Here is a 4,533-nt window from a genome sequence, read left to right on the forward strand (position 1 = left end):
CCGGGTGCGGCGGAGGGGGCTGCTGCTGGCCGGTTCGCTGGTGCTGGGGCCGGCAATGACGCTGGGGTACGGGCTCGCGCCGAACCCGTGGGTGGGCGCGGCGTTCCTGGCCGCGGCAGGCGTGGTGGGGCCGGCGATCTTCATCAACTTCGCGGTGGCGCTGCTGCAGGAGACGGCGGAGCGGTCGATGATGGGGCGGGTTATGAGCATGTACGGGCTGGCGTTCTCGGCGAGCGTCCCGGTGGGCTACCTGCAGGCGGGGGTGCAGGCGAGCCTCTGGGGGCCGCGGCCGACGCTCGTTTCGAGCGCGGCGCTGTGCGTGGCCATTGGGGCGGCGGCGCTGCTGGTTCTTCGCCCGGTGACCCGCCTGCGGTGACTCGAGCCGTTCGCTTGATAGGCCTTAACTATTGGCGGGATAGAGATTGACGCGCCCGGTGCGATTTTCCAGAATGCCGCATCCCCTCGGCCGGCGGCAGCACCGGCCGGGATGGGAAGGCAGGGGGAATGGGCCAGTACCTTGCGAAGCGTGTGCTCCTCGCGCTGGTGGTGCTGTTCGTCATCAGCATCGTGGTGTTCACTGCCGTCCGGATGATCCCCGGGGACGTCTGCAAGATCGTGTTGAACACGCCGGACGTTTCGGAGGAACAGTGCAACGCTATCCGGGCGGACCTGGGGCTGGATGAGCCGCTGGTGACGCAGTACCTCACGTATATGGGCGGCGTGCTGACGGGGGACTGGGGGACGACGATCATCAGCAAGCGGGACGTGTGGGAGGAGATACGGACGCGGATTCCGCTGACGGTGGAGCTGACGCTGCTTTCGACGCTGTTCGCGCTGGTGGTGGCGGTGCCGGTGGGCGTGGTCAGCGCGGTTCGGCAGGACACTGCGCTCGATTACGTGCTCCGGGTGCTTTCGATTGGGTGGCTGAGCATCCCCGGGTTCTGGCTGGGGACGATGCTGATCGTGTTCCCCGCGAAGTGGTGGGGGTATGCGCCGCCGGTCGGTTATGTGGACATCTGGGAGGACCCGCTCAAGAACCTGGAGCAGCTGTACCTGCCGGCGATTTCGCTGGGGCTGGCGTTGAGCGCGAGCCTGGCGCGGGTGATGCGGTCTTCGATGCTGGAGGTGTTCCGGCAGGACTACATCCGCACGGCGCGGGCGAAGGGGCTGCGGGAGCGGCTGGTGATTTACCGGCACGCGCTGAAGAACGCGATGATCCCGGTGGTGACGCTGTTCGGGCTTCAGTTCGGGGTGCTGCTGGGCGGGACCGTGGTGCTGGAGAACATCTACTCGCTGCCCGGGCTGGGGCTGCTGACGTTTACCTCGGTGACGATCAAGGACTACCCGCAGGTGCAGGGGCTGGTGCTCTTCTTCGCCGCGATGCTGGTCACGATCAATCTGCTGGTCGACCTGAGCTACGCGTGGTTCGACCCGAGGATCCGCTACACATGACGGGTGCCGAGGCGGCTGTACCGGTTCGGGCTGGCGCGGAGTTCCGGCGGCGGCCGGGAGCGCTGTCGCGGCTGTGGCGGACGGCCAGGCAGAAGCCGCTTGGCGCGGCCGCCGGGGTGGTATGTGTGCTTCTGATCCTGGTGGCGATCGGGGCGGACGCGCTCGCTCCGCAGGCTGCGGATGCAGTGGACCCGGTGAAGAACCCGCGGCTCCAGCCGCCGAGCCTGAGTCATCCGTTCGGGACGGACAACCTGTTCCGGGACATGTTCAGCCGGGTCATCATCGGGAGCCGAATTTCGCTGGGCATCGGCTTCGCCGCGGTGGCCATCGGGACGGTCCTGGGGACGGTGCTGGGGATGGTGGCGGGGTTCTTCCGGGGATGGGTGGACATGCTCGTGAGCCGGGCGATCGAGGTGGTGCTGGGATTCCCGCCGCTGGTCCTGGCGATTTTCTTCCTTTCGATTTTCAACCCGGAGAAGGGATACAGCGCGCGTTCCTTCCTGATGGTGAGCCTGGCGATCGGGATCATCATTGCGCCGACGACGGCGCGGATTGTGCGGGGTTCGGTGCTGAGCATTCGCAATCTGCAGTATGTGGAGGCGGCGGAGTGCGTCGGGAACGGGCCGCTCCGGATCATGTTGCGGCACGTGCTGCCGAATGTGACGGCGCCGATCATCGTGATTGCGAGCATCCAGGTTGGGAATGCGATCCTGGCGGAGGCGGCCCTGAGCTTCCTGAGCCTCGGCATCGCCGACGCCTCGCATCCCAGCTGGGGGGCGATGCTGCAGGACACGCGGCAGGAGTGGCTGGAGGCGTGGTGGACGGCGGTGGTCCCGGGCGCGGCGATCAGCCTGGCGGTGCTGGCGTTCAACCTGTTCGGGGATGCGCTCCGGGACGTGCTGGATCCAAGATTGCGTCAATCGTCGTAATAGATGTGGGAAATCGCAGCGCTGCTGCTTCCAGACGAAGGGGAAAGGACAGGACCATGGAGAAACGCGAGAACTACTGGCTCCGGCGGAAGGTGAGCCGCCGGGCGGCGGTGCGGGGGTCGGCGCTGGCCGGGATGGGGGCGGCGGCGTACGCCCTCGTGGGCTGCGGCGGGGGCGACGACGATGATGACGACGGCGGCTCCGGGCCGGGGCTGTTGCCGACGGCGGCGGCAACGCCGACGCCGGCGAAGCAGCCGAAGCCGGGCGGGAGCCTGACGTTCCAGATTTCGTCGCAGCCGCCGAGCCTTGACCCGTACACGCAGACATCGTTTGTGGCGGCGTATAACCACGGGCTGAGCTACTCGAAACTGTTCCGGTTCAAGGCAGGGACCCCGGATGTGGCGCCGGCCGACAACTCGATGGAGCCGGACCTCGCGCAGGCGATGCCGGAGCAGCCCGATCAGCTGACGTTCGTGATCAAGCTGAAGCCGAACGCGAAGTTTCACAACGTGCCGCCGGTGAACGGGCGGGCGGTAACCTCGAAGGACATCGCGTACGCCTACGACCGATACAAGAACTACGAAAAGTCGGTGCACAAGACGGGCCTGGCGTTCATCGACAAGGTGGAGACGCCGGACGACCAGACGGTGCGCATCACGACGAAGCAGCCGTACGCGGACCTTGTGTTCTACCTGGGCGGGAACCTGGGCGCGTGGATCTGCCCGCAGGAATGGGCGGAATCGCCCGATGTGGCGACGAAGATGATTGGTTCGGGGCCGTTCCTGCATACGGAGTTCAAGACGGGCGTCAGCCTGACCTACAAGAAGAACCCGGACTACTTCGACAAGCCGTACCCGTACTTCGACGAGGTGACGGCGCTCATCGTGACGGACCAGGCGAAGCGGGTGGCGGACTTCTCTTCGAAGCAGGTGAACCTGACGTGGCTGTTCCTGCCGACGGAGCGCGACCAGCTGAAGGCTGCCCGGCCGGATGCGAAGTTCGAGGAGACGCAGGGTATCGGCGGGTACATCTACCTGCGAACGGACAAGCCGCCGTTCAACGACAAGCGGGTGCGGCAGGCGATCTCGATGGCGCTGAACCGGAAGGCGATCCGGGACGCCATTTCGAAGGGCGAGGGCGTCCCGGACCAGCTGTACTTTGTGGGCTACCCGTGGGCGCGGCAGGTCAAGGATCTGCCCCAGGCGAAGTACTGGGAGTACAACCTGGCCGAGGCGAAGAAGCTGCTTGCGGCGGCGATCGGCGAAGGGAACACGATCGAGACGACGTGGGAGCACGCTGACGCAGCCATCTACACGCAGGCGTACGTGGACACTGCGACGCTCGCGCAGGCGCAGCTGAAGCAGCTGGGCATCAACATCACGGACGTGACGAAGCCCTACGCGCAGTACATCTCGACCACGTACCAGGGCCAGTACGAAGGCATGGGCCACAGCCCGCGGGCGGTGGCCTACTGGCTCGACTACGTGACGGAACGGTTCACGATGAAGCCCCAGCGCGGCCGCATCAACCTTTCGTACGTGAACGATCCGAAGCTCGAGGAACTGATGGACAAGCAGCGCGGCCAGTTTGTGTGGGAGGAGCGCCTGCAGACGGTGCGGCAGATCGAGGAGCACGTGGCCGAGGAGCAGTACGAAATCTACTTCTCGACGGACACGCGAACCTACTTCTGGGATGCGAACATCGAGAACTACCGGCCGACGAGCTGGTTCCCGTACACGCACCTGATGAAGGCCTGGCGGGACGCCTGAAGCCTTCGCTGGCTGGCGGTGCAGCGGGGCGTCCCCTGGGGGCGCCCCTTTGCTGTGCCAGCCGCGCTGCGCTCAGGCCATGGCGGGAGGCAGGGCGCCTTCGTGCTGGAGGAGCTGACGCTTCATGGCGAGGCCGCCGGCGAAGCCGTGGAGCGAGCCATCGGCGGCGACGATGCGGTGGCAGGGGAGCCAGAGCGGCAGGGGATTGGCGCCGATGATGGCGCCCACGGCCCGGGCACCGGCCGGGCCGAGTCCTGCACGACGGGCGAGCCAGCCGTAGCTGCGGGTTTCGCCGGGCGGGACTTCACGTAGAGTCAGCAGGACGGCGCGGGTGGCTGCGGGCAGGTCGGGCGGGAGGTCGAGCGGAGTGGCTTCGAGCGCGC

4 protein-coding genes and 1 pseudogene are annotated in these 4,533 nt (G+C 66.8%); 4 read left to right on the plus strand and 1 reads right to left on the minus strand.

Features of this window, described 5'->3' with window-relative positions:
• The 4 genes and pseudogenes from VAE46_RS05080 to VAE46_RS05095 form a co-directional block, all read left to right on the plus strand.
• A pseudogene (locus VAE46_RS05080) lies at nt 1–376 on the plus strand (hypothetical protein); the annotation flags it as partial.
• A 128-nt stretch (nt 377–504) separates the two neighbouring features.
• Nucleotides 505–1,452: an ABC transporter permease gene (locus VAE46_RS05085; RefSeq protein ID WP_322795835.1), complete on the plus strand. Its 948-nt coding sequence runs from the start codon at nt 505–507 to the stop codon at nt 1,450–1,452.
• Entirely contained in the window at nt 1,449–2,381 is a 933-nt protein-coding gene (locus tag VAE46_RS05090; protein WP_416223944.1) for an ABC transporter permease, read from the plus strand. The genes VAE46_RS05085 and VAE46_RS05090 overlap by 4 nt, the downstream gene beginning before the upstream one ends.
• A gap of 56 nt (nt 2,382–2,437) precedes the next feature.
• A complete protein-coding gene (locus VAE46_RS05095) occupies nt 2,438–4,150 on the plus strand; it encodes an ABC transporter substrate-binding protein (protein ID WP_322795837.1) in 1,713 nt (570 codons plus the stop codon).
• Nucleotides 4,151–4,222: 72 nt separating this feature from the next.
• On the opposite strand, the gene VAE46_RS05100 is transcribed toward VAE46_RS05095, so the two are convergent.
• Nucleotides 4,223–4,533, minus strand: a 311-nt coding sequence (locus VAE46_RS05100) for an MGMT family protein (protein ID WP_322795838.1), incomplete at its 5' end; no start/stop codon positions are given.

The organism is Tepidiforma sp. (genome assembly GCF_034433535.1).
Taxonomy (GTDB): domain Bacteria; phylum Chloroflexota; class Dehalococcoidia; order Tepidiformales; family Tepidiformaceae; genus Tepidiforma.

Coding starts and splice junctions, on each gene's coding strand:
- VAE46_RS05090 (WP_416223944.1), top strand. CDS start 1,449: ATGACGGGTGCCGAGGCGGCTGTACCGGTTCGGGCTGGCGCGGAGTTC.
- VAE46_RS05095 (WP_322795837.1), top strand. CDS start 2,438: ATGGAGAAACGCGAGAACTACTGGCTCCGGCGGAAGGTGAGCCGCCGG.
- VAE46_RS05085 (WP_322795835.1), top strand. CDS start 505: ATGGGCCAGTACCTTGCGAAGCGTGTGCTCCTCGCGCTGGTGGTGCTG.